General features: G+C 44.2%; 19 protein-coding genes. 12 read left to right on the plus strand and 7 right to left on the minus strand.

Features of this window, described 5'->3' with window-relative positions:
* Positions 1–122: 122 nt before the first annotated feature.
* Positions 123–1,292 carry an iron-containing alcohol dehydrogenase gene (locus CAN90_RS06100; RefSeq protein ID WP_085834300.1) on the minus strand — a complete coding sequence of 390 codons (1,170 nt, stop codon included), beginning with the start codon at positions 1,290–1,292 and terminating at the stop codon, positions 123–125.
* 281 nt (positions 1,293–1,573) lie between these two features.
* Here CAN90_RS06100 and CAN90_RS06105 point away from each other — a divergent pair, with 281 nt between their 5' ends.
* The 3 genes from CAN90_RS06105 (at position 1,574) to CAN90_RS06115 (ending at position 5,035) form a co-directional block, all read left to right on the plus strand.
* Entirely contained in the window at positions 1,574–2,542 is a 969-nt protein-coding gene (locus tag CAN90_RS06105) for a helix-turn-helix transcriptional regulator (RefSeq protein WP_085832962.1), read from the plus strand.
* A gap of 151 nt (positions 2,543–2,693) precedes the next feature.
* Complete coding sequence (locus CAN90_RS06110) at positions 2,694–4,157, plus strand: FAD-dependent oxidoreductase (protein WP_085834301.1); 1,464 nt, start codon at positions 2,694–2,696, stop codon at positions 4,155–4,157.
* Entirely contained in the window at positions 4,151–5,035 is an 885-nt protein-coding gene (locus CAN90_RS06115; protein WP_085832963.1) for a hypothetical protein, read from the plus strand. The genes CAN90_RS06110 and CAN90_RS06115 overlap by 7 nt, the downstream gene beginning before the upstream one ends.
* 76 nt (positions 5,036–5,111) lie before the next feature.
* Here the strand turns inward: CAN90_RS06115 and CAN90_RS06120 are convergent, their stop codons facing one another.
* Both CAN90_RS06120 and CAN90_RS06125 read right to left on the minus strand, forming a co-directional pair.
* Positions 5,112–7,262, minus strand: a complete 2,151-nt coding sequence (locus tag CAN90_RS06120) for a Tex family protein (protein WP_085832964.1) — start codon at positions 7,260–7,262, stop codon at positions 5,112–5,114.
* Positions 7,263–7,458: 196 nt separating this feature from the next.
* On the minus strand, positions 7,459–9,348 hold the full coding sequence (locus tag CAN90_RS06125) for a sigma 54-interacting transcriptional regulator (protein ID WP_085832965.1): 1,890 nt from the start codon (positions 9,346–9,348) through the stop codon (positions 7,459–7,461).
* 231 nt (positions 9,349–9,579) lie between these two features.
* Between CAN90_RS06125 and CAN90_RS06130 the strand changes: the two genes are divergently transcribed.
* The 9 genes from CAN90_RS06130 to CAN90_RS06170 all read left to right on the plus strand — a co-directional run bounded on the left by CAN90_RS06130 (position 9,580) and on the right by CAN90_RS06170 (position 18,592).
* Positions 9,580–10,554, plus strand: coding sequence for a hydroxyacid dehydrogenase (locus tag CAN90_RS06130; protein WP_085832966.1), 975 nt, complete (start codon positions 9,580–9,582; stop codon positions 10,552–10,554).
* A gap of 29 nt (positions 10,555–10,583) precedes the next feature.
* Positions 10,584–11,285: an RraA family protein gene (locus CAN90_RS06135; RefSeq protein ID WP_085832967.1), complete on the plus strand. Its 702-nt coding sequence runs from the start codon at positions 10,584–10,586 to the stop codon at positions 11,283–11,285.
* Between the two features lie 23 nt (positions 11,286–11,308).
* Positions 11,309–12,679 carry a TRAP transporter large permease subunit gene (locus CAN90_RS06140; protein WP_085832968.1) on the plus strand — a complete coding sequence of 457 codons (1,371 nt, stop codon included), beginning with the start codon at positions 11,309–11,311 and terminating at the stop codon, positions 12,677–12,679.
* Between the two features lie 19 nt (positions 12,680–12,698).
* Positions 12,699–12,932, plus strand: coding sequence for a hypothetical protein (locus CAN90_RS06145; protein WP_085832969.1), 234 nt, complete (start codon positions 12,699–12,701; stop codon positions 12,930–12,932).
* Between the two features lie 88 nt (positions 12,933–13,020).
* A complete protein-coding gene (locus CAN90_RS06150; RefSeq protein WP_085832970.1) occupies positions 13,021–14,169 on the plus strand; it encodes an amidohydrolase family protein in 1,149 nt (382 codons plus the stop codon).
* Positions 14,170–14,289: 120 nt separating this feature from the next.
* Complete coding sequence (locus CAN90_RS06155; RefSeq protein ID WP_187138311.1) at positions 14,290–15,645, plus strand: TRAP transporter large permease subunit; 1,356 nt, start codon at positions 14,290–14,292, stop codon at positions 15,643–15,645.
* A gap of 57 nt (positions 15,646–15,702) precedes the next feature.
* On the plus strand, positions 15,703–15,966 hold the full coding sequence (locus CAN90_RS06160; RefSeq protein ID WP_085832971.1) for a hypothetical protein: 264 nt from the start codon (positions 15,703–15,705) through the stop codon (positions 15,964–15,966).
* Positions 15,967–16,408: 442 nt separating this feature from the next.
* The gene (locus tag CAN90_RS06165; RefSeq protein ID WP_159450360.1) at positions 16,409–17,194 is read left to right on the plus strand and encodes a CPBP family intramembrane glutamic endopeptidase; all 786 of its coding nucleotides are present in this window, start codon (positions 16,409–16,411) and stop codon (positions 17,192–17,194) included.
* Positions 17,195–17,311: 117 nt separating this feature from the next.
* Positions 17,312–18,592, plus strand: coding sequence for a lipopolysaccharide biosynthesis protein (locus tag CAN90_RS06170; protein WP_085832973.1), 1,281 nt, complete (start codon positions 17,312–17,314; stop codon positions 18,590–18,592).
* A gap of 174 nt (positions 18,593–18,766) precedes the next feature.
* On the opposite strand, the gene CAN90_RS06175 is transcribed toward CAN90_RS06170, so the two are convergent.
* The 4 genes from CAN90_RS06175 to CAN90_RS06190 all read right to left on the minus strand — a co-directional run bounded on the left by CAN90_RS06175 (position 18,767) and on the right by CAN90_RS06190 (position 23,580).
* The gene (locus tag CAN90_RS06175; RefSeq protein ID WP_085832974.1) at positions 18,767–21,097 is read right to left on the minus strand and encodes an ABC transporter permease; all 2,331 of its coding nucleotides are present in this window, start codon (positions 21,095–21,097) and stop codon (positions 18,767–18,769) included.
* Complete coding sequence (locus CAN90_RS06180; RefSeq protein WP_085832975.1) at positions 21,094–21,777, minus strand: ABC transporter ATP-binding protein; 684 nt, start codon at positions 21,775–21,777, stop codon at positions 21,094–21,096. The genes CAN90_RS06175 and CAN90_RS06180 overlap by 4 nt, the downstream gene beginning before the upstream one ends.
* A 73-nt stretch (positions 21,778–21,850) precedes the next feature.
* Positions 21,851–22,885 (minus strand): sensor histidine kinase, encoded by a 1,035-nt coding sequence (locus CAN90_RS06185; RefSeq protein WP_085832976.1) that lies wholly within the window; start codon positions 22,883–22,885, stop codon positions 21,851–21,853.
* 8 nt (positions 22,886–22,893) lie between these two features.
* The gene (locus CAN90_RS06190) at positions 22,894–23,580 is read right to left on the minus strand and encodes a response regulator transcription factor (RefSeq protein WP_085832977.1); all 687 of its coding nucleotides are present in this window, start codon (positions 23,578–23,580) and stop codon (positions 22,894–22,896) included.
* Between the last annotated feature and the right edge of the window lie 108 nt (positions 23,581–23,688).

Here is a 23,688-nt window from a genome sequence, read left to right on the forward strand (position 1 = left end):
AAAGGGGTGTTTCGTTAGAATCGAAACACCCCTCTTTGCAGGTAGGTTAAAGTACTGACCGTCGATTAGAATAACGTCACAGCTTTTTACTTACATATTTGTTTATCTAAGCCACTTTATGATTAACGAAAGGACTCCTCATAAATGCGAATGCAGTCTTCTTTGCTTAGGCGGGCAGGGTCTACCAGAAATAAGCCGCCCATGGTTTCTCTGGCGTTGGCTGCGTATTTTTCTAAGTTATTCCCGTCAATTCCATAGTCGCTCATTTTCAGTTCTGCAACACCGCAGGCCGATTGCAGAGCACAAAGAGCGTCCACAAAGTCCATGGCGCTGGTGGCATCGGTTTTGCCGAGTGCTTTAGCCATGGCAATCATGCGATCGTCGCAGGCGTGAATATTCGCAAAGTGCGTGTAGTACGCCTTGCTAATCATAATTAAGCCCGCTCCGTGGGGAAGCTCATGGTGGAAGGCGCTCAAAGCATGCTCCAAACTATGCTCAGATGTACAGGAAGAAAGCGATTCTACCATACCGGAAAGGGTATTGGCCAGTGCAACGTCGGCACGGGCATCCTCATCTTTTCCGTTTGCCACCGCTTTTGCAAGGCTTTTCCCAATAAGCTCGATGGATTTGAGTGCGTAAAGGTCACTGATGGGGTCTGCTGTTTTGGCTATATAGCCCTCGGTGCTGTGGAATAGTGCATCAAACCCTTGGTATGCTGTAAGGTGGGGAGGAACGGTCAGCATAAGGTCTGGGTCTACAATCGAAAGCACGGGGAATGTTTTTTCGTAACCAAAGCCAATTTTTTCGTTGGTTTCTTCCTTGGTGGTAACCGTCCACGGGTCTGCCTCAGTTCCAGTTCCAGCCGTGGTGGTAATTGCCACAATGGGTAGAGGGTCATTCGGTACGGGCTTTCTCTGGCCGGAGCCCCCGGTCACATAATCCCAATAGTCCCCCTCATTGGTTGCCATAACCGCAATTGCTTTTGCAGCGTCAATGCTGCTTCCGCCGCCAAGGCCAATTACAAAGTTGCAGCCTTCCTTGCGTGCCAGTGCCGCACCCTCCATTACATGGGTTTTAATGGGGTTAGGAAGAATTTTGTCAAATACGATATGTAAGACTCCAGCAAGGTTTAATTCTTCTTCAACTCTCGCGAGGTAACCATTCTCTCTGGTCGATTTACCGGAGGAAATTACGATGAGTGCTTTTTGTCCCGGTAGTTTTTGGGAGTGCAGGTTTGCAAGCTGGCCCTTACCAAATAAAATCTTGGTGGGAACGTAATAATCAAATTGCATGTTTACAACCTCCGTTTTCATTTTCGTACTTCTACTATACCTCTTTGAGTGTAGTGGAAGTCAAGCCTTTTTCAAAAGAATTTTTCTTATTGACATCATTATTCCCATTAAGGTATAACAAGGGCAGAGAATATGGGCAGAATGGTAAGGAACAAGGTACCTTGTAGGGTCAGGGTATCAATTATGTGAAAATAATAAATGAGCAAGTAAAATCAAGCATTGTAAGTTTGCTTGCCTTATAATAACGGTAGAGCGGTTGAAATGGTGAGGTGTAAAAACGAATGTATGAGTGGCACAAGCAAATTCAAGTGATTGTAGATGAAATAGACCAGTGCATTCAAAATCGCAACAGTGAAGAAATCACACTGCGATTTCTCTCGCAAAAGCTAGGGTATTCCGAATTTCATACAACGAGAAAATTCAAAGAAATATCGGGTATGCAGTTTCGGGATTACCTGCGGAATCGCAAATTAGCTTTTGCGCTCAAAGAGGTTCGAGATAGTGATAAAAGCATTTTAGATATTGCGTTTGACTATGGTTTTTCATCTCATGAAGCGTTCACCAGAGCTTTTAAGCGAACCTATGGCATTGCACCCAGTGAATACCGTAAAAAACCGATGCCCGTCACTCTCCGCACGAAAATACAACCATTTGACCGCTACTTTTTTGGTTTAGGAGAAATCGGTATGATAAAATCTTCCGAAGAAATTAAAGTTTATTTTATTACCATTCCTGCGCATAAATTTTTGCACGTGAAAAACTATGAAAGCAATGGGTATTGGGATTTTTGGCAGAAGCAGAGCCAGATTCCGGGACAAGACTGCGACACCATTTGCGGCTTGCTGGATAGCATTAAGGGAAAACTGGACGAAGATGTCGGGAACAAATCAAATGGCAGCAGTGGTCAAATCATGGCCTATATGATTGATCCGAAAGGCCGACTCTGCGATTGGGGGATTCCTCGCACCGAATGCTACGGGGTACGTCTTCCCATCGATTATGATGGTGAAGTACCCTCACAAATGTTGATGATGGATGTTCCCGAAGCAGAATACGTTGTTTTTGAGCATGGCCCATTTGATTATGAGCAGGAGAATCGAAGTGTTGAAGAATTGATGGAAAAGACAATGGCAAACTTCGATTATGAAGGCACCGGTTACTGCATGGATACGACTCCCGATAGAATGATTTATTTGTACTATGATCCAGAGCATTTCTTTAAATATGTTCGTCCTGTAAAAAAAGCGTAATAATCAAAATCACCTGCCCTTTGCGGCAGGTGATTTTTTATTGACTGGTAAGCTTAAAAAACGGGATGCAACCATGCTTTCTCTTCTTATCAGCGAGTGGTATATGATTATTTTCCATATTTTTGCACAATCTATTGATAGAGGTGAAAATATGCAATCTTTATGGAGAGAGACTACGCAAATAAAGGAACGCCCCACCCTTTCAAAAGATCTAACTGTACCAGTAGCCATTATTGGCGGCGGTTTAGCTGGCATATTAATCGCCAGTTTGCTGAAAGAAAAAGGAATAGAATCCATTGTTTTGGAAGCAAACCGAATTGGGAGCGGGCAAACCCAGAATACCACAGCCAAAGTTACATCGCAGCACCATCTTATTTACACAAAGCTTATCCAAAACTTTAATGAAGAACAAGCGAAGCAATATGCCTCAGCAAATCAGCAGGCAATCGCAAGGTATAAAAAGTTAATTACAGAGCGTCAAATCGACTGCGAGTTTGAGGAACGCCCGGCTTTCCTGTATACAGTGGAAAAGGAAGATTGCTCCGTACTGGAGCTAGAGGCAGATTGTGCTTATAAGGCAGGAATTCATGCGCAAGTAACGCAGCAAACCACCTTGCCATTTGAGGTGGCAGCAGCCATGAAGTTTGAAGGGCAGGCTCAATTTCATCCGCTTAAGTTCTTACGGGCGATGGCGGAATCCGTTACCGTGTATGAAAATACCAAGGTTTTAACGGTAGAAGAAAATAAGGTAGTAACCAATCGGGGTACGGTAACGGCAGAAAAGATTGTGTTTGCGTCACACTTCCCGTTTATTAACGTGCCCGGCTATTACTTTATGCGTATGTACCAGGAGCGCAGCTATGTGTTGGCACTGGAAAACGCAGCAAAGCTCGACGGCATGTATCTTGGCATTAGCGAGCGGGGGTTATCCTTTCGCAATAGCGGAGAAGCCCTTTTACTTGGCGGCGGTGACCACCGAACCGGTGAGAATTCAGCAGGTGGGCAATATGCAATTCTGCGGGATGCTGCTGCAAGGTTTTACCCGCAAAGCAAAGAGATTACCCAGTGGTCTGCGCAGGACTGCATGACGCTCGACAGTGTGCCGTATATTGGTCAGTTTTCTTCCTCAACACCAAACTGGTTTGTGGCAACCGGCTTTGGAAAATGGGGAATGACAAGCAGCATGGTGTCTGCCATTCTATTGGCAGACCAAATTGCCGGGGAAGAGAATCCGTTTGCCCCGGTATTTTCACCACTTCGCTTTACACCTTCCGCATCTGCTAAAAACTTTTTAACCGGAATGGGACAAGCGGTAAAGGGAATCACCAAGCAAACATTTTCTTTGCCAGACCCAGAAACAGCGGAGGCACACATGCTGCCAAACGGACATGGTGGAGTTGTGATAGCGGACGGGAAAAAGGTAGGCGTTTACAAAAAAAGGGAAGAGGACGTAACCGCTGTTTCGGTGAAGTGTCCGCACCTTGGTTGCCAGTTAGAATGGAATCCAGATGAAAAAAGCTGGGATTGCCCTTGCCATGGCTCCCGGTTCGATGCAAAGGGAGGTTTGCTTGATGGCCCTGCGCAAACCGATTTGGAGGAGATACCCACATGCTAAACTTGCAAAACAGCCACTCCAATGGCTATTTTGAGGGCTGGTATTTTAAGCAGCAAAATGAAAAAGAAACGGTTGCACTTATCCCAGCTTTTCACACAGACCGGGATGGCAATCGCTCTGCTTCTCTACAAGTCATTACAAACGAAGATACGTTTAATATTGATTTTTCGGACCAGACCTGCGAGGGGAAAAGAATGCAGCTGCCCGTTCGATTAGGGAAATGTTTATTTTCAGAGCAGGGGATTGGGATTGATATTCAAACGCCGGAATGCACAATGTTCGGCGTGCTGTGGTTTAGCCCGATAACACCGCCTGCCTACGATATTATGGGGCCGTTTTGCTGCTTGCCGGGTATGGAATGCCGCCACAGTGTTTTTAGCTTATTTCACCAAGTAAATGGCACACTCACCATAAACAAGAAAGAATATACTTTTAAGAATGGCTCTGGCTATTTGGAAGGCGACCGTGGGCGCTCGTTCCCCAGCCGTTACTTGTGGACGCACTGTGCCTTTGAAACAAACAGCATCATGTTTTCTGTGGCAGACATTCCATGGGGTCCGCTAAGCTTTACCGGCTGTGTTGGATTTTTGTATTATGAGGGAAAAGAGTACCGAATCGCCACATACTGTGGAGCAAGACTGCTGTATGTGGGCGAAAATGATATTTTACTGCGGCAAGGGGATTTAATGCTGAAAATACAGCTTTTAAAGAGTAGTTCGCACTCGCTCCATGCTCCGCAGAATGGCAGTATGAGCCGCATGATTCACGAAAGTGCTTCCTGCACGGTTCGGTATACCTGCTCCATTGGCTCTAAAGTGTATCTGGATTTTATCAGTGAGCAGGCTAGCTTTGAAAGCAATTGGGAGAAAACAGATTAAGAATAGAGCCTGAAAAGCAATTTTGGGTTGAATGAAAGAAGAGAAGCACCGGCAACACCGGTGCTTCTCTATTTATTTAAACAGATTGTTTCTTCATGGTAAGAGAGATTCGCTTTTTTGCTTCCTCTACGCTAAGAACAGTTACAGTGACAATATCGCCAACCTTCACTACGTCTGAGGGGTGCTTGATGAAATGATCCGACATTTGTGAAATGTGTACCAGCCCATCCTGATGAACGCCAATGTCCACAAACGCGCCAAAATCAATGACGTTGCGCACAGTTCCGGTGAGCTCCATTCCTGCTTTTAGGTCTGAAAGGCTTAAAATATCAGTTCGTAGCAACGGTGGCGGCAGCTCGTCGCGAATATCGCGCCCCGGTTTTTGCAGCTCTGAAAGTATATCGGTCAGAGTGGGGATGCCGACCCCGCAGGCTTCGGCGGCTTGCTTCCAGCCAATTTTTTCAACCTGCTGTACTATGCTTTCTACGCCCTCCATGGTTAGGTCGGAGGGCTTTAAGCCAAGCAGTGCAAGCAGCTTTGAAACTGCATCATAGGATTCCGGATGAACGGAGGTATTGTCTAAAATGTTCTTCCCACGGGGAATTCTCAAAAATCCGGCGCACTGTTCATACGCTTTGGGCCCAAGGCGCGCCACTTTTTTGAGCTGGGTACGGTTTTGGAAAGGCCCATTTTCATCTCGAAAAGCAACCACATTCTTCGCTACGGTTTCATTCAGGCCTGAAATATGGGTCAAAAGAGAAACAGATGCCGTGTTCAAATCTACACCTACGCTGTTTACGCAGTTTTCTACCACACCCTCAAGGGCATTATCCAGCTCGGCAGGGGGCATATCGTGCTGGTATTGTCCAATTCCAATGGCCTTGGGGTCAATTTTCACCAGCTCTGCTAATGGGTCCTGCAATCTGCGGGCAATCGACACTGCACTCCGCAGAGAAACATCGTATTCCGGGAATTCTGCCGCAGCCAGCTTCGACGCCGAATAAACCGAGGCTCCCGCTTCACTAACCACCATATAGCTGACCGGCTCGTCTATTTCACGCAGCAGTTCAGCAACAAATATTTCCGATTCCTTTGAGGCAGTACCGTTCCCAATGGAAATAACGGTGATACCATGCTTTTGAATCAAACGTTTTAGCTCCCGTTTGGCTTCCTCTGTTTTTTTGTGAGGAGCGGTGGGGTAGACCACGGTTGTGTCAAGCACCTTGCCCGTTGCATCTACTACTGCAATTTTACAGCCGGTGCGGTAAGCAGGGTCAAAACCGAGTATTACTTTATCTTTTACTGGTGGTTGGAGTAGCAGGGGCTTTAAATTGAGTGCAAACATAGAAATTGCCTGCTTGGCGGCTCTTTGTGTAAGCTCATTGCGGATTTCACGTTCCAAGGAAGGGAAAATCAGGCGCTTCCAAGAGTCCTCCACGGCTTCTTTCACACATAGGGAGGTAGTGCCGCCGGGTTTCACAAAACGTTCGCATAAAGCGGCTAAAGCATTTGCGTCGTTGAGCTCCAGCTTTACCTTCAGGCATTCTTCTTTTTCACCGCGGTCTATTGCTAAAATACGGTGGCTTGGTATTTTGCTCACCGGCTCCGAATATTCGGCGTACATTTCGTATACCGGGTTTTCTTGAGCGGCGCGCGAAGCTAGAATACCCTCTCTGCGGATGATTTGCCGCAGCTTTTTTCGCATTTCAGCATCATCTGAGAAATCCTCTGCAAGAATATCCTGAGCACCCTGTACGGCCTCCTCCCAGCTTGTTACACCCTTTTCTTCATTGATAAAAGGAACAGCCAATTCTTCCGGCGTTTTTCCGCGTAGAGACTGCTCTATAAGGAGATCAGCTAATGGGCGCAAGCCCTTTTCCTGCGCGATGGTGGCGCGGGTGCGGCGCTTGGGACGGAAGGGGCGGTATAAATCCTCTGCTTCTGAAAGGGTTTTCGAATTTTGAACAGCGAGGGAGAGCGCGTCCGTCAGTTTTCCCTGCGCGGTAATACTCTCTAATATTTCTTCTTTGCGTTTTTCCAAGTTTCTAAGGTATAGCAAACGGTCAGACAGCTCACGCAAAACCTGATCATCGCAGGAACCAGTCATCTCTTTTCGGTACCGTGCGATGAACGGAATGGTATTGCCGTCATCAATGAGTGCTACAATATTGCCAACATGTGCCTGCGTAAGGTGAAATTCCCTTGCCAGCTCTGTAATCATATCCATATAAGTACCTCTTCCATCTTTTATGGTAGTAATTGTATTATACCACAGGTGCAAAGCGCGTCGCAGTATTTTTTTGATTACTAGTTGGTTTTAGTAAGAAAGATAAAATCACCATCACGCGACTTAGAGGTGCATGATGGTGATAACTAAAGATATAAGATTATTTTATATTCATTATTAAACGCAGCGCGAAATTCTAAGGGATAAGATGGTGCTTTTTTAGCTTCCTCCACAATGTGGTAGTGCTTATTTTTAATTCTGCCGCCGCTTGTGCACGGTTTCCGCCGCTTCTTTGCAATACCTCTTTTATTTTTTCTCGCTCGTACTGAACAATATCTATATCAGTTGAGGTAGGGGCGACGGCTGTCAGCTGAGTGTGGCCTGCTGTACGCCGGCGTATGATTCCCTCCAAATGTTCCGGTAAAATACAGGTGTTATCCGAGAGTGTAATCGTGCGCTCAAGGAGATTAAAAAACTGCCGAATATTCCCCGGATAATTGCTCTGCTGAAGTAGCGAGATTGCCTCTTTGCCGAAAGTAATCTCTGGGCAATTTTTACTCGTATAATGTTCAATCAGGCTTGGAATATCTTCTTTTCGGTCTCTCAGCGGCGGCAAGTTTAACTCCAGAACATTCAGGCGATAAAGCAAATCCTCACGAAATTTTCGTTCCCGAACCAGTTCCTCCAAATTCTTATTGGTTGCACTAATCACCCGTACATCAATCGGAATGATTTTATGGTCTCCCAACCGGCTTATCTCTTTTTCCTGTAGCACACGGAGAAGCTTTGCCTGAACATCAATGTTCATTTCGCCTATTTCGTCCAAAAAAACAGTGCCGCCATGAGCCAACTCAAACAATCCCATTTTCCCTTCTTTGTTGGCTCCCGTAAAAGCACCTTTTACATAACCGAACAGCTCACTTTCCAAAATGGATTCCGGCAGTGCGGCGCAGTTGATGGCAACAAAGGGCTCGGCGGCACGGTTGCTGGAGGTATGAATGCTTTGCGCAAAAACCTCCTTACCGGTTCCTGTTTCACCGGATATTAGGATGGCACTGTTACTTCGGGCATATTTCTTCCCAAGCCGAATCGTTTCTTGAATAGAAACGCTTTTGCCAATGATATCGTCAAATGTGTATCTGGCAGTGGGGTGCTTTTCATTGAGCTTCATGCGGATTTGTTTTTCTGCGGACTGGATTCTGTTACCGCTGCCCACAATGACGACAACGCTTTTTATCTGTGCATTTACAATAATCGGCTTACAGTTTACCAAAAATACCCGATCAAACAATTTGACAATGGATTTTTGTGAAGGTTTTTTCTGGCTTAAAACCTGCTCAATTTCCTGCTCCGGGAAGAGAAGCCGAAGAATTTCTTCTGGAGGCTGGTTGTGAAACAGAGCCTTAGCATTATCGTTTAAAAAGAGCAGATCCCCCGAACAGGAATAGTTCAGCACAGCGTCTGGAGTCCCATTTACGGTGGCCAGTATTGTTTGGAGATACTCATCCTTTGCTTCTAGAGACGTTAAAATATTCAGTGCGCGGTCGATGGCAATCTCCACGTTATTGGAATGCACCCGCAGCATAACATGTTGCAGTTGGTGGGCATCCGCCACCAGCTTTACGGAAAAACCACCAATCAATAGCCGGGTTCCGGGGTTAAGGGTTCCAATCACATCTTGTTCTATGGTGTCCGTAGATTCCGGGTTGAACACCTGCACGTTCATACCAGAAATTCGTTGAAAGCGCAGCATCGTATCATAAGCGTTATCAAAGCCAATCATGGCAATTTGTTCCGGTGCGAAGTTACCCATATGTACCGATTCGTAGATTTCTTCATAAAGGTAAGGAACATCCACCACCGGGCAGGACACGTTTTCTTCTAAAAGACGCACATTGCGCCCCCTGGCAATTAGCACCCTCGCGCCGGAGGATACGGCCTCTTTGGCATTGCGAATCGTATTCTTTCCAGTTCCCTCAATAATCCCCACCCTACCGGTTAGGCGGCGCCTTAGAATAATTTGCCGCGCGACAGAGGTAAAAACATCCGATGCGGAAAAAATCATGATATCCCTAATTTCCTTCATAAGCGAGTCCTCCGTTTCATATGAATTTCAATTTTGAAATTCATATGAAAACTATATCATGCTTTTATATAATAATCAATAAAAGCGCAAGCATCTTCTGCATGTTATAAAATAAATAAAAGTAGGATTTATCCGACTTTTGTCGAATTTTTTCGTTTTTATATTAAAATCCAATAACTTGGCACGGAAATTGCGTAGATATCTAGGTGAAAAAGAAAGGGGGCTTACATAATGGCCTATAAGGTACTATTGCCACAGCCTATTTTGAAAGAGGGATACGATTACTTACTTGAGCATGGTTACGAAATAATTGATGGGAAAGGACCCAGCGAAGAAGATATTCTCTCGGATATTGCAAGCTGTGACGCCATGATCGTTCGAACCGCAAAAATAACCGCCAGAATTTTAGATGCGGCACCCAATCTGCGTGTCATCGCCCGGCACGGAGCAGGGTACGACGGAGTTGATCTAGAGGCGGCACGCCGGAATAATATTCTGGTGATGAACGCACCTGGTGTGAACAGCATTTCGGTGGCGGAGCTGGCAATCTTCTACATGCTACACTGTTCTCGCAATTTCAAGCTGGTTCAAAAGCTCTATCAGGAGGATTATAGCTACGCAAAATTCAAGCTTCCCAAAACGGAACTGAACGGAAAAACGCTGGGTCTTGTTGGTCTGGGGAATATTGGGAAACTGGTAGCTCAAAAGGCGGCTATGGGGTTCGATATGAAGGTGATTGCCTTTGATCCGTTCCACCGTGGGGAACTGCCGGATTATATTAAGATGACACAGAACAGAGATGAAATTTTCAGTGTGAGCGACTATGTATCTGTTCATGTTCCCGCCACGAAGGAAACGATTCACAGCATTGGTCAGCGTGAGTTTTCGATGATGAAAGAAACTGCGTTCCTAATTAATACCGCCCGTGGCTCCATTGTTGACGAGACGGCACTGATTCAGGCGATGGAGGAAAAACAGATTGCCGGAGCTGCACTAGATGTTCTTTGGGATGAACCTTTCCAGCAAGACAACCCACTGCTACAAATGGACAATGTACTGACTGCTCCGCATATTGGAGCCGCCACAAAAGAAGCCTCCAGCCGTGCGTCTTTGGTCTGTGCGCAGAACATTGATGATTTCTTCTGCAAAAGGCCTCTAAAAGCAGTTGTTCCTGAACTAAAAGATTTGATTCCGACTGAAGTATAAATATTCATAATTTGAAAGGAGAAAAGAACATGAGTGTAGGTAACAGAGTTTTTCTGGAACGTGATTTACCGGATGCAGAAGTGATGGAGGGCTTTCGCACTCTGCCAGCGGCGAATGTAGCGGACACAATGGGGCGTTCTTGTGCGCTGAATTCCCAGATTCGCCTGATTAGTAGCCCAAGTAAGCCAATTATGGTTGGTGCAGCTTTAACTGTTAAGGCTCGCCCCGGCGACAACCTGATGCTGCATAAGGCTTTGGATATGGCCGGCCCTAATGACGTGATAATAGTATCGAACGAGGGGGATCGCACCCACTCCCTGATGGGGGAGATCATGGCGGTCTATGCTCAGTGCACCCGCAAGGTGCAGGGAATCGTGCTGGATGGCCCAATCCGTGATATCGAAGAGCTGTCTCAAATGGAGATGTTCCTGTATGCCACCGGTTCTACTCCTGGCGGCCCTTACAAAGAAGGCCCCGGTGAGGTAAACGTGCCGATCTCCATCGGCAATATTTCCGTTAATCCCGGCGATATTGTTTTGGGTGACCGTGACGGCGTTATCATTATTCCAAGAACTGATGCGGCTCAGATTTTGGAAGATGCGAAAAAATATGCGGAACTGGATGCCAGCAAGGTGACTGCCGCTAAAAACGGTACGGCAAAGCGCCAGTGGGTAGAAGATACTCTAGTGAAGAAGAATGTGGAAATCATTCAAGGAAAATGTATAGGATAAGGTTAAAAGGGAGGGTATGACCCATGTTTTTGGGAATTGGGGTCGGCATTTGGGCATTTATCATTTATATTGTAGCAATCATTTTTTGGATGCTTGTTCTGAAAAGGAATATCGCTGAGTGTATGGGCATCGGTTTCATTATTGTAGCGTTATTCAACGGATTTTCGGCTTTTCCAAGCACCTTAGGTAAGGCTTTGCTTTCAGCCTCTAAAGAAAGCTCATTCCTTGCAACCATGCTGTTCTTGCTGATGTCAGTTATTATGACAAAGACGGGAATGATTGCTCGCCTGGTTGAGCTGTTAAATTCCATGATAGGCCGTATTAAAGGCGGCGCGGCCTATGTTTCTGTATGCGCAAGCTTTTTATTTGGTTTGGTGTCCGGTAATGCAATTGCAAACTGTGCAACGGTCGGCGCGATTACCGTCCCGTGGATGAAAGAAAGCGGCTGGCCCAAAGAGGTGTCGGCTACTATGAACGCGGGCAACGCCGGTGTTGGGCAGTCCATGCCCTCATGTACTGCCATGTTCCTTTTATTGGGTCTTGCCCCAGTTGCAGCTGCAATGACAGTTGGGCAGGCTTATATTGCCGTGCTGTGCGGCGGAGCGTGGACCTTCGTGTATCGGTTAATCCGGGTATGGCTGTATGCCAAAAAATACAACGTTCAGGCAGTTCCAGAGGATCAGATTAAGCCGATCAGTCAATCCTTTCATGAAAACTGGTCTTCTTTACTGATGATTGCCGGTATCGCGATCCCCCTGCTGCTAACGATGGGTCCCATCGCAAAGTTTCTGACTGCTGCAAAATCCTTTGCCAAAGCGGGTGTTTCTTCCATCAACATTGTTCTGTGGGTTCCCGTCGTCGTCAGCATCATCTGCCTGATTGTCGGCAGGAAAAGTCTGCCCCAATCCGGCAGTGAATGGATAGGGCTGCTCAAGGGCTGCCAGTCTACTTTTGCAACCGTTGGCGGCGTGCTTTTGTTTGCTCTTGCAGCCAGTAATGTACTGACCATGGTTGGTTTCGATCAAAACCTTAAGGTGCTTTTGGAAGCTCTTACCCTGCCGAATCTGGTTATGATTATTCTAACCTGCATCATGATCGTACTGGTAGCTGGTCCGCTGAGTGCCGTTGCCACAACAGCTGCCGTGGGTTCCGTCGCATTCTCCGTTCTGGTAGGTGCAGGCGTAAACCCGATTGCCGCGATAGTCGTGTTTATGATCTGTATTTCTACGGAAGGTGCCTCTCCTCCTAGCTCGTCCCCAATCTTCATTTCTTGCGGGTTAGCCGAGGTAGAAGATCCCAAGGTTATTTTCGTACCACTCATCACCGACTATGTTCTTCCGTTGATTGGGGTAGCCACATTGGTAGCGGTTGGAATACTGCCTATCATTAAATAGTTGTGAAAGGAGGATTGCCATGAAAACGGCAGAAAGAGTTCTAGATGCGCTTTGTGTGATTACCACAGTCATTTTCTTTGTAGCAGTGATACTTATGGTTCTTGCGCAGGGATTTGCTGTTATTACATTAAATGGAGCACTGTCCGTGTCGCTGTCCAAAGCCATTGCGGTTCCGGCCAGTATGGTGTCCGCAGTGACTTCGATTATCGCTATTATTTTGGCTTATATGAGAGGTCAGATGAAAGCGGACTGAGTATTTGCTAAGTCTGCTGTGCGGGAATACAGAATCATTTTGTATTTCTGCACAGCAAAATTATATTGGAGGGAAAAGGAGGAACAAAATGCTGGATTTATTAATTATCAATGGGCACGTAATTGATCCTCTCAATCAGATTGACGGCATTCAGCCAGTTGCCATTTATAATGGTAAAATTACTAGATATGAAGAAGGTGAGCAGGCAAAACACACGATTGACGCTGTGGGACGCTATGTTTTCCCCGGGCTGATTGATGCGCATGCGCATATGTTTGCCGAGGGGTCTGATATTGGAATTTACCCAGATGTTGCTTACCTACCTACCGGAGTGACAAGTGCTGTGGATGCAACAGCGGGAGTTTCGAACTACCGGATGTTCCGCTCTTCTGTCATAGAGAGAAGCAAGGTGACCATTAAAAGCTTTCTGCAAATGTGTTCGGCCGGACTCGTTACCACCAGTTACCACGAGTGTATCGACCCCAAATACTTTAATGCGGAAAAAATTGCCCGAATCTACGAAGAAAACAAAGACAATATTCTTGGCCTGAAAATCAGACAGAGCGAAGAACTGGCTATGGGTCTGGGCATTGCACCTCTTAGGGCTACGGTTGCCATTGCAGAAAAAATAAACTGCCCGGTAGAAGTGCACTGCACCAATCTTCCGGTTTCTACCTGCGAAGTACTGGAAACACTGCGCCCCGGTGATATTTTCGAGCATGTGTATCAGGGTGCAAAAAACACCATTATCGATGAAAACGGAAAGCTGTATGAATGCGTTCGCAAAGCGCGAGAACGCGGCATCTGGTTCGATACTGCCGAAGGCCGTAAACATGGTGATTATGATGTGATGAAAGCCGCGATGGAACAGGGTTTTATCGCAGATATTTGCAGTACAGATTTGGTGCTTGGAAGTATGTACCGGCGTACTATTTTTTCATTGCCCAACCTGATGTCCCGCTATATTTGCATGGGGATTTCCATGCAGCAGGTAGTGCAAATGGCAACCAGTGCACCAGCTAAACTGATGAAGATGACTGGCGAAATTGGTTGTCTGTCCGAAGGCGCAAAAGCAGACGTTGCGATTTTCGACTGGAAAGAGCTCCACCAAGTCTACCGTGACTGGAAGGGCAGCGTATTTGAGGCCGACCGCATGCTTAAGCCCGAGCTAACTATTAAAGATGGCGACATTGTCTATTGTGCTCCGGATTTTATTTATGAGCCTGAGTATCGATAACAAAATCACTTGTATTTTTAGTAAGCGAAAGAAGACCCGGTTAATAAAACCTCATAAAATGCGACGCATTAATTTTCAAATGCTGATAGATATCAATCTACACAGAAAAGGAGAATTCATATGGGTCCTGGTCTTGCGGCTATGATTGTATTCATAGCAATCATTATTGTATGGAGCGTTAATTTAAAGAGAAATATCGGCGAGGCTATGTTTGTAGGCATGATAGCGGTCGCTTTGTTTGGAGGGGCAAATGCTCCTACTCTACTCTATAAAGGATTAAAATACGCATTAAACTATGAAGTGCTGTTTGCCTCTTTGGCATTCGTGTTTATGTCCTTTATACTGCGTAAGTCCACCGTGCTGGAAGGCATGCTACATATTTTAAATCGCATGTTTGGCAAACTAAAAGGTGGCCCTGCCTACGTTAACACTGCGCTGTCTACGGTGTTAGGGTGTTTGTCCGGTGGTAACACTCCCAATGCTGCCACATCCGGAGCTTTTACTGCACAATGGTTGATAAAATCCGGTTGGTCTAAGGAAAGTGCGGCAACCTTAATTGCCGCAAACGGCGGGTTGGGAGCTGGTTTCCCTCCCAGCTCCTCCATGTTTATTGTGCTGGCTTTCCCTACCGTGGCGAATTTGGTATCGGAAGGGCAAATCTACGTTGCGTTATTTGTGACAGGTATTTACCAGGTTATATGGAGAATTATTTATATTTATTATCAGATTCACAAGCAAAATCTTCTGCCACCTGTGCATGATGAAGAACTTAAGCCAATCTCTGTGGTATTTCATGAATACGGGAGAAATGCTTTCATTTTCTTAGGTGCCATCATTCCGGTACTGCTCACAATGGGGCCGTTTGCCGATTGGGTCACTGCAAAGTCTAAAATTTGGGATAAAGCTATTGACAGCATCAGCATTCTTGTTTGGATTCCCATTTTAATGACGCTTATCATCCTTTTATTGGATTGGAAAAACATTAAAATCAATTTAAAATCCAGAGAAAACTTTATTCAGGAATTGATTCCCGAATTTACCAGTATTGGTGGCCTTCTTCTATTTGTATTTGCCGCCAGCAATATTATCTCTAATTTGGGATTGTCCGATGATATCGCTCAAATCCTTGATGTTCTGAATCTTTCAAAGGTACTGACTGTTTTTGTCATATTTGTTTTGGTTGCAGTTGTTGCAGGCCCGCTTTCTTCCACTGCTACCCTGACCTCTGTTGGAGTAATCTCCCACGCTATTTTGGTGTACGCAGGGATTGATCCGCTCGCTGCTGCTATTGGCCTACTGATTGTTGCATCCACCGAAGGCGCTTCTCCACCGGCTTCAGGAGCATTATTTGTAGCTTGCAGCCTTACGGGAGCAAACCCGCCAAAGATATTTGTTCCGCTAATTGTCTGGTTTGTTGTACCAATTACAGTGCTCGCCTGCTTTGTTGCCCTTGGCGTACTGCCCATACCATACTAAATTAATTCGTGAAAACAAAGCGGTTCCAATATCATATTGTGATGGAAGGTGTTTTGAATGAAGAAATTATATGAAACAGTCATTTTTATTGGATTTTTAATATTCTTTATCGGTGGACTCCTGTGTGTCTTTGGTCAGGCGATTGGTATTATGATTGGATTTATCACTGGAAATCCCGATTTGGTTATATCCTTTGAGTTAATAACCAAGGTTATTTTTCCTGCGGCATCCATTAGTGGTCTTCTTTGCTTTTTGCATCCTTACCTATTTAAAAACAAGAAAAGCTTAGAGACCGCAAATAAAGAAAATTCAGATGACTAATAATCTCATATAGCTTTAAATACTTTGCAAAAAAGAGATAGATACTGCCTGTAAAGGTGATATCTATCTCTTTTTTGTATAATCAAGTGGAATACAATTGAGTAAATCAATGCGTAAATTTTTTAAATATTGACTTGTCTTTCAAGTCATCAAAATGTACTGCTGATTATCACTTATCAAAAAGAAAAAGAAAAAGGAAAAGCAGATTATGATATAGATTAATACAATAATAATGCTATAATAAATATAATTTTAAGAAGAAGGGAAAGGTTGCAATGATACAAAATCAAATCAATATGAAAACCCAAGAAGACAAAGAAAACTTGGATGAAATTGTTTCCTTTGCAAATCGCTTCATTATTCTTATTCTTACATGCTTTTTTTTGCTAGAATAATCATTGGTATATTACAAAAAGTTATTAATAACTCGATATTGGATAATATGACGAATATTTTATTACCATTTTTCTCACTGCTATTTGCTCTTACAATAGGTAGCCGTCTTTTCCGGAAGACCCCGAAACAGATTATTGTTGGAGAGCGAACGACTTCTAAGCTGCCAGTAATTGACAGCATCCTTTTAATGTTATCTCTTTTCTTCTTTGAATATGGGATCCTTTTATTGAGTATTCCTTATTTGAAGAGTTTTTCACCGGATGAATTTAAGCCAGAGCCTTTTTTATATTTAATTATATCAATCATTGGTCCCTGCATTCTAGGCCCTGTGAATGAAGAAATTCTATTCCGAAGAATTGGTTTACAATATATGCAAAAATACGGGGCGATGTTTACTGTAATTACTTCTTCCGTTATATTTGCTCTCATGCATGGTGCCAGGTTCCAAGTGCTTTATGCTCTCTTACTAGGATTCTGCGCCGGCATTCTCTGCGCCAAAACCGGCAGCATTTTGTGGCCCATTCTTCTGCATATGGCGCATAACGGCTTTATGGTGGTGATGACCTACCTGTTTCCCTTTTACGAAGGCATCCCATCCCCCCGTTTTTATCTCCTTTGGGCTTTATTTGCTGTGTTATGTATTATGTGCTTTCTTCTTTATGCTGCTCGACAGAAATTTAGCCTGCGTGACCTTTCCATAAAAGCAAATGTGAAAAAGCTTTGGATACAAATGAAATCCGATAAAAGTAAATATAAGGCCTATTTCACTTCTACAGGAGCTCTAGTAGTATATTTTGCTGCGTTTATGAATTTTTTAAGTTTTTTATTTTGAAGCAAATAGGAGAAACATAATGGAATCAAAACAGGAAGACGTGTTTGAATTACCATATATATCTTAATTTTTGAGCTGGATTGAACGAAGTTCTTCAATATATTTGGAGGTTATAGTTTGTCATTTATACAATCTAAGATAAAATTGCTACGAAATAATCATTTTTTAAAAGACGTTGCGGTGCTAAGCAGCGGCACGGCAGCGGCTCAATTGATTCCGTTTCTATTCCTGCCGCTTTTGAGCCGGCTCTACGGACCAGAACTGCAAGGAGTTTACGGCATCTATGTTTCGATTACAAGTATCACGCAGCAAATCGCCTGTTTTCGCTACGATTACGCTGTTGTGGTGGTAGACAGCGACGAGGAGGCGGGCGGCGCTTTTGTGCTTAGCGCGGCACTGGCGGTTTTGTTTTCAGCGCTGATAGGCCTTGCAATATGGCCCTTTATCCCATCTCTCGGTGCTGCGCTGCGTCTCACGGGCGGCGCGGAAAATACATTATGGATGGTTCCTCTTACGACTTTCATCTGCGGTCTTACCACCGCACTCAATTATTACAATGTTCGGTTTGAAAAATACAAGGTGATTTCAATCTCCAACATCATCCGTGTTTCGGTGATGGTCGTCTCTCAAATTGGACTAGCCCTGTTAGGTGCTGGCTATTGGGGGTTAATTATTGGGCAGTTCTTGTCATTTTTCTTTGGTAACTTACGCATGCTGATGACCTTGAAAGGTCGAATTCATCGCTCGATGTTCTGCCTCTCTTTTTTAAAGAAGGTGGCGCGTAAAAATATGGCGTACCCAAAATATATGCTACCGAGCGCTATCGCTAACAACCTTGCCATAAACATGATGGGTGTGTTTACTCAGATGAATTACGGAGTAGTGATGAACGGGTATTACAGCCTAATCAACCGTCTTCTCGCCCAACCATTAACACTGGTTTCCAGTGCGGTTTCACAGGTGTTCCTGCGGGGAGCTTCCGTAGACAAGCACGACGGCCAAAAGCTAAGTAAAACATTTTCTACTGTGACAAAATGGCTACTTATTGTTTCTATCTTCCCGTTCGGGATTTTACTGCTGTGGGGTGAACCAATCATTTCTCGATTTTTAGGAGAGGAATGGACACCCATGGCGGAATATCTCAGATATTTGATTCCATTGTTTATGGTGCGCTTTGTGGTGACGCCGCTTACAAACTCTGCTATTGCACTTGGGCGGCAAAAGGCAACGATGGTATGGCAATTCTTTTTGCTCGCCGTGGTTATAATCCCGTCGCTGCTAACCTTTGTTATTCCAATGTCTTATACGCAGTACCTTCTTGCAACGAGCTTGCCAATGGCGATGGCTTACCTAATCTTCTACCGCTTTTGCCAGAAGATTGTTAAGAACGCAGTGTGAAAATGTCTGTCATCACACATATTTCAACTCATTCATATTGAATGAAGAAGAATTAAAAAATTAAGAAGCAGGGGCTTTGATTATCAAAGTCCCTGCTTCTTTAGGAGTGTGTTGTTTGACGTAGGTTTTATACCGTTTTCCGGCAGAATTGCGATGTGTTAAATCAATAAGCAATTATAATTCGTTGATTGTTTCAATTACTGCCATTTCACGAATTCGTTTAGCCGGGGCATAAATCGCAACAATAGCAGCAACAACAACAAACAATAGGATAAGGCAGAGCATTGTTACCGGCAAATGCCATGCAGTTCCAAAGTATCGTGTTATCAGGCTGATATAAAGGAAACGACTGAATGGGAGACCAATTCCACAACCAACTGCAAGACCAGAAATGGCGTAGGTAAAGGCTTCTGCGGCAATCATACGGGTAAGCTGTCTGCCGTCCATTCCGACTGCACGCATGGCTCCGTACTGTTTTGCTCGTGCCGAAACACTCATTGAAATACTGTTAATGATATAGAACATGGTAATCATGCTAATGATACCTAAAAATCCATATACGACACACTGAAACGCTAAAAAGGTCGTATTGCTTTCCTTGTTGCTTTCCCGCTGATCCGCATAAATCACATCACTTGCAGTAAGGTTACTGATCTGCTGTAACGTTTTGTCGTTGGCCTTTTCGTTGAGTTGTATGCCAAGCATTGTATACTTCTGTTCTCCGGTCAGCCGTTCAAAGGTTTTCTGCGAACATATTACAAGCAGTTCACTGGGATACAGGGCATCCGAAATGGTACTTGTGATTTGAACCTCTTGTCCTGCAATTTGAATGGTATCTCCCATTTTTAGCGGATTATCTTTATTATACACGGTTATAACCTTGTCGCTGTCACCATAAATTGCAGACAAATCTCCTTGCACCACACTGTCTTTTGCGCTATTCAGCAGATAGTCATCGTAGGAGAGAAGATTGATATGGTCAATGCCCTGTCGGGAGGAAGAAGCAGGAATTTTAGTCTTATAAGAACTGCTAAAAACTTGTTTCACACCTGAAATATTGCTAACTTCATCGGTCAGATTTTTTTCAATTACAAGTGCATTGGAATAACCGTTAAGAGTAATATCTGGCTGCCATGACCGCAAGGTGGGCAATAACCCACGCGCTAAATCCAGCCCGATGGAAAAGCAAAGGAACAATACAATACTAAGTGCAAATGAAGCGGTCATTAATGCCCAGTTTTTTTTGGAAGCGGTTGCATGATGGATACCAAGCACCCACTCGATTTTACCAATACGTTGTTTCAATTTGTGCTGTACAGAGGGCGTAGTTTCAACATTGCCAGAAACTGCCGCTACCGGAGAAACTTTCGCTGCGCGTTTTGCAGGAGATTGCGCTGCCAGTAGTACCGTTATAAGCCCAACGAGAACACCACTAACGAGGCCAATCGGACTAAAAGCAAATACCGGGGTGGTGATGAACTCACCACCAATGCCGTAATGCATCCAAGCACAAATTCCCCAACTAACTGCTGTGCCTGCTATGATACCAATTGGTATAGAGATTTTACACCAGTTTAGTGCTTCCAAACGAACAAAACGAATGATTTGCCGGCGACTTGCGCCGATGCAACGCAACATACCAAAAAATTTAGTCCGTTGTGTTACATTGCTGTTCAGGCTACCAGAAATCATCAATACTCCGGCTAGCAATACCAGTACAAATAAAACTCCCGCAGTAGCATAAATAGTTCCCATTGCTTTGTTATTGCTCTGGCCTGAAATCCCCATAAGTGCAGTGTTTTCAGAAATACAGTCTTTTGGTAAGTTGTATAACTTTTTCAGTTCGGGTATTGCCTTTGCAGCTTTCGCTGCGTTCTCAAATTGCACGTAGTAAGAGGGGGAGACTGAAATATCATTTTTCGCCATAAGCAAATCAAAGGAATTTTTGGTCATATATACGGCAACCAAAAAGGTTTGTCCCTGATAATTTTTTTTATCGTCAGACCCAAAGCCGGAAATCTTAAAGTCAGTATCCCCGGCGGGAGTGTGCAAAGTCACACGGTCGCCGAGCTGCATATTCAAAGCAAGTTTTGCGTTTTCACTGAGCATAATCTCGTTATCTGCTTGTGGGAAAGTTCCTTCTTCCAGAGCGTTTGCAAGCTGGGTTATATAGGTTTTATCGGTTCCGTACAAGGTTGCTTTCCGCTTGCCAATAAAATATGGTTTGTCTGCATCCGAATTAAATACCGCTGTGCTGCCAATTGCCTTAACGTCGGACCGCTGGCTGATTTCATTTGCATTCTCCTGTGAGATGTTTTCTAGTTTAATATGCCAGCTTCCGTGCTTCTCCTGCATAAATGTGGTCTCTGTGCGAAGCAGCATGTCAGAAACACTGAAAATTGCCGTCACAAGAAGAACCGAAATAATAATACATAGAAGCGTCATTCGATTCTGCTTTCTATGTACTTTTGTAGATATTGGAATCAGGCTAAGGTAGCTTTTCATTCACTACACCTCCCTAAATCGACGAGAACACCATCCGATACCTGTAATACACGGTCGGCTGTCTGCGCGATACTTCGGTTATGTGTAATCATGATGATGGTTTGTTCGTATTTTTTTGATGCCTCCCGCAACAGCGCAATTACCTCACTGCTGTTCTGCGTATCCAAATTCCCCGTGGGTTCGTCTGCAAGGATGAGGGAAGGACGGGTGATAAGTGCACGGCCAATGGCAACTCTTTGCTGCTGACCACCAGATAGCTGACTGGGAAGATGATTGCGACGTTCCTTTAAATTGAGTACGGAGAGAAGCTCCTCCAAATACTTTTGATTCGGCTTTTGATAATCCAACAGCACAGGGAAAATGATATTCTGCTCAACGGTCAACTCTGGGATCAGGTTAAATGCCTGAAAGATAAAACCGATGTTCCGTCTGCGGAAAATGGTGAGCGCTCTTTCTTTCATAGAAAAAGTGTCTTTGCCGTCAATAAATACTTTGCCGGAAGTAGGCGTATCCAATGCGCCCAACATATTCAGAAGTGTGCTTTTGCCCGAGCCGGATTCGCCAACAATTGCGACAAATTCCCCTTTTGGAACCGAAAAACTCACGTTCTTTAAGGCATGTACGGCTGTTTCGCCACTGCCATATGTTTTTGAAATACCTACTACCTCTAATAAGTCCATACAATAAACACCTCTTCTGTTTGATGGTGACAGCATATCACATCAACCCTACGAACGGATGACACCAAGCCTACTATTTTGTAGGAATTAGAAAGTTTATGGTAAAGGTCGTGCCCACACCCAGCTCACTATTGACTTGTATTGTGCCGTTATGTGCTTCAATAATTGTTTTCGCAAGGGATAAGCCCAGCCCGACTCCTTGTGTATCTTTTGAAAAGCGGCTGCGGTAAAACCGTTTGAAGATATGGTATAGGTCCTCCGAATGAATTCCACTGCCGTTATCTGCAATGATGATTTGAACAACAGACGCAAACTGCTTCCACTCTATACGAATAGAGCTTCCTTTTTTTGTGTGGTCAAAAGCATTTTTTACAATGTTGCTGATTGCTTCCAGAAACCAGTTGCGGTCACAAAACAAGGTAACCGTATCGTTACCGAATAACAGCAACTGCTTTTCTTCCTGCTTTGCGCGGTAGAAAAAATGCTTTTCAATACTTCTCATCATATCCGGCACATTTTCAATGGCTTTTTCTAATGTGATTGCTCCAGCGTCCAGTTTTGTAATCTTCAAAAGGTTTTGTACCAGTACTTCAATCCGGTCAAGCTCTTGTTCAGAGAGGGAAGTGAATTCCTGAATCGTAGGCATCCCCTTTGCTTCTTCCTGAATAATAGCAGTATAGACATTGAGAGCCGCCAGTGGTGTTTTTAACTGGTGAGAAATATCGGATATAATACCTTTCATAAATGTTTTCGCTTTTTCTTCCTTTTCAGCATGGGCGTTTAAAATAGCAACCAGTGCGTTTACTTCATGGAAGAGCCTATATAGCTCACCCTCATCATTACACTCTAGGCGTGCATTCTTATTTCCTAAAATATATTCTCTGATTTGCAAAACGGCAGCTTCCATTATTCCATTTTGTTCTTTAAAATATCTGTAAATAACGGTCAATATCAGAACACTCATTAGGAAAGAGCATGCCAAAATATAAAGTGCTGCGTTTTCTATCTCAAATACTATAAAAGCCATTGAAAGCAGGGTGAATGCTACTATCAGCAGTAACATCCACCCAAAAAGAGATTTGATTTTTCGATTTACCAGTATTTTCATAGCCATCCTCAATCAATCGTATTCCATTTATACCCCATGCGCCGAACTGTCATTATCTTTTGGGGATCTCCCGGGTTGTCCTCAATTTTTGTGCGAAGTCTGCGAATATAAACCGTAAGCGTATTACTGTCTATATAGTTTTCGTCACAATCCCATAGCTTGCTTAAAATCCGTTCTGGAGAAAGCACAATGCCGGGATTTTCCATAAACAAGCACAACAGTTTATATTCACTTGCTGTCAGGTCGAGCAGTACTTTGTTTTTATAAACTTCCCCTTTTAATAACTGTACTTTTATCCCGTTCGAATTCAATTCGGTATCTGCCTGATTGAAATTTTCACTTCTGCGGAGCAGGGCGTTTATCCTTGACAAGAATACGGCTAGTTTAAAAGGCTTTGTGATGTAATCGTCACCGCCTATGTCTAGCCCCATGGTAATATCCGTTTCTTCATCGGCAGCAGTAAGAAACATAATCGGCACTTTAGAGGTTTCACGGATTTTTCTGCATATATCATAGCCCGAACCGTCAGGCAGCGACACATCAAGAATCACCAAGTCGTATGTCCCTTTTATCCACAGACCTTGCGCTTCATGAATCGTGCGGGCAAGCTCTATTTCGTAGCCCTGTTTTTTCATAGCGAAAGTAAGACCGCTTATTAAGCTCAAATCATCCTCTACAAAAAATATTCGTTTCATACTTCTAAACCGTCCTTATCAACCACATATGGTTTAATCTTGTTACAACAGGGATACGATATGTTTCACATTTTGGAGCCGGAATGTATTGTAACATAATCTGTTTTA

Origin of the sequence: Clostridium merdae (assembly GCF_900176635.1) — a bacterium.
Lineage (GTDB): Bacteria > Bacillota > Clostridia > Oscillospirales > Acutalibacteraceae > Faecalispora > Faecalispora merdae.

What these genes read in the sequence shown, in the direction of transcription:
- CAN90_RS06105 (WP_085832962.1), top strand. Translation starts at nt 1,574, where the DNA reads ATGTATGAGTGGCACAAGCAAATTCAAGTGATTGTAGATGAAATAGAC.
- CAN90_RS06110 (WP_085834301.1), top strand. Translation starts at nt 2,694, where the DNA reads ATGCAATCTTTATGGAGAGAGACTACGCAAATAAAGGAACGCCCCACC.
- CAN90_RS06100 (WP_085834300.1), bottom strand. Translation starts at nt 1,292, where the DNA reads ATGCAATTTGATTATTACGTTCCCACCAAGATTTTATTTGGTAAGGGC.
- CAN90_RS06125 (WP_085832965.1), bottom strand. Translation starts at nt 9,348, where the DNA reads ATGAAGGAAATTAGGGATATCATGATTTTTTCCGCATCGGATGTTTTT.
- CAN90_RS06120 (WP_085832964.1), bottom strand. Translation starts at nt 7,262, where the DNA reads ATGGATATGATTACAGAGCTGGCAAGGGAATTTCACCTTACGCAGGCA.
- CAN90_RS06175 (WP_085832974.1), bottom strand. Translation starts at nt 21,097, where the DNA reads ATGAAAAGCTACCTTAGCCTGATTCCAATATCTACAAAAGTACATAGA.
- CAN90_RS06160 (WP_085832971.1), top strand. Translation starts at nt 15,703, where the DNA reads ATGAAGAAATTATATGAAACAGTCATTTTTATTGGATTTTTAATATTC.
- CAN90_RS06190 (WP_085832977.1), bottom strand. Translation starts at nt 23,580, where the DNA reads ATGAAACGAATATTTTTTGTAGAGGATGATTTGAGCTTAATAAGCGGT.
- CAN90_RS06150 (WP_085832970.1), top strand. Translation starts at nt 13,021, where the DNA reads ATGCTGGATTTATTAATTATCAATGGGCACGTAATTGATCCTCTCAAT.
- CAN90_RS06130 (WP_085832966.1), top strand. Translation starts at nt 9,580, where the DNA reads ATGGCCTATAAGGTACTATTGCCACAGCCTATTTTGAAAGAGGGATAC.
- CAN90_RS06135 (WP_085832967.1), top strand. Translation starts at nt 10,584, where the DNA reads ATGAGTGTAGGTAACAGAGTTTTTCTGGAACGTGATTTACCGGATGCA.
- CAN90_RS06180 (WP_085832975.1), bottom strand. Translation starts at nt 21,777, where the DNA reads ATGGACTTATTAGAGGTAGTAGGTATTTCAAAAACATATGGCAGTGGC.
- CAN90_RS06155 (WP_187138311.1), top strand. Translation starts at nt 14,290, where the DNA reads ATGGGTCCTGGTCTTGCGGCTATGATTGTATTCATAGCAATCATTATT.
- CAN90_RS06165 (WP_159450360.1), top strand. Translation starts at nt 16,409, where the DNA reads ATGACGAATATTTTATTACCATTTTTCTCACTGCTATTTGCTCTTACA.
- CAN90_RS06115 (WP_085832963.1), top strand. Translation starts at nt 4,151, where the DNA reads ATGCTAAACTTGCAAAACAGCCACTCCAATGGCTATTTTGAGGGCTGG.
- CAN90_RS06140 (WP_085832968.1), top strand. Translation starts at nt 11,309, where the DNA reads ATGTTTTTGGGAATTGGGGTCGGCATTTGGGCATTTATCATTTATATT.
- CAN90_RS06185 (WP_085832976.1), bottom strand. Translation starts at nt 22,885, where the DNA reads ATGAAAATACTGGTAAATCGAAAAATCAAATCTCTTTTTGGGTGGATG.
- CAN90_RS06145 (WP_085832969.1), top strand. Translation starts at nt 12,699, where the DNA reads ATGAAAACGGCAGAAAGAGTTCTAGATGCGCTTTGTGTGATTACCACA.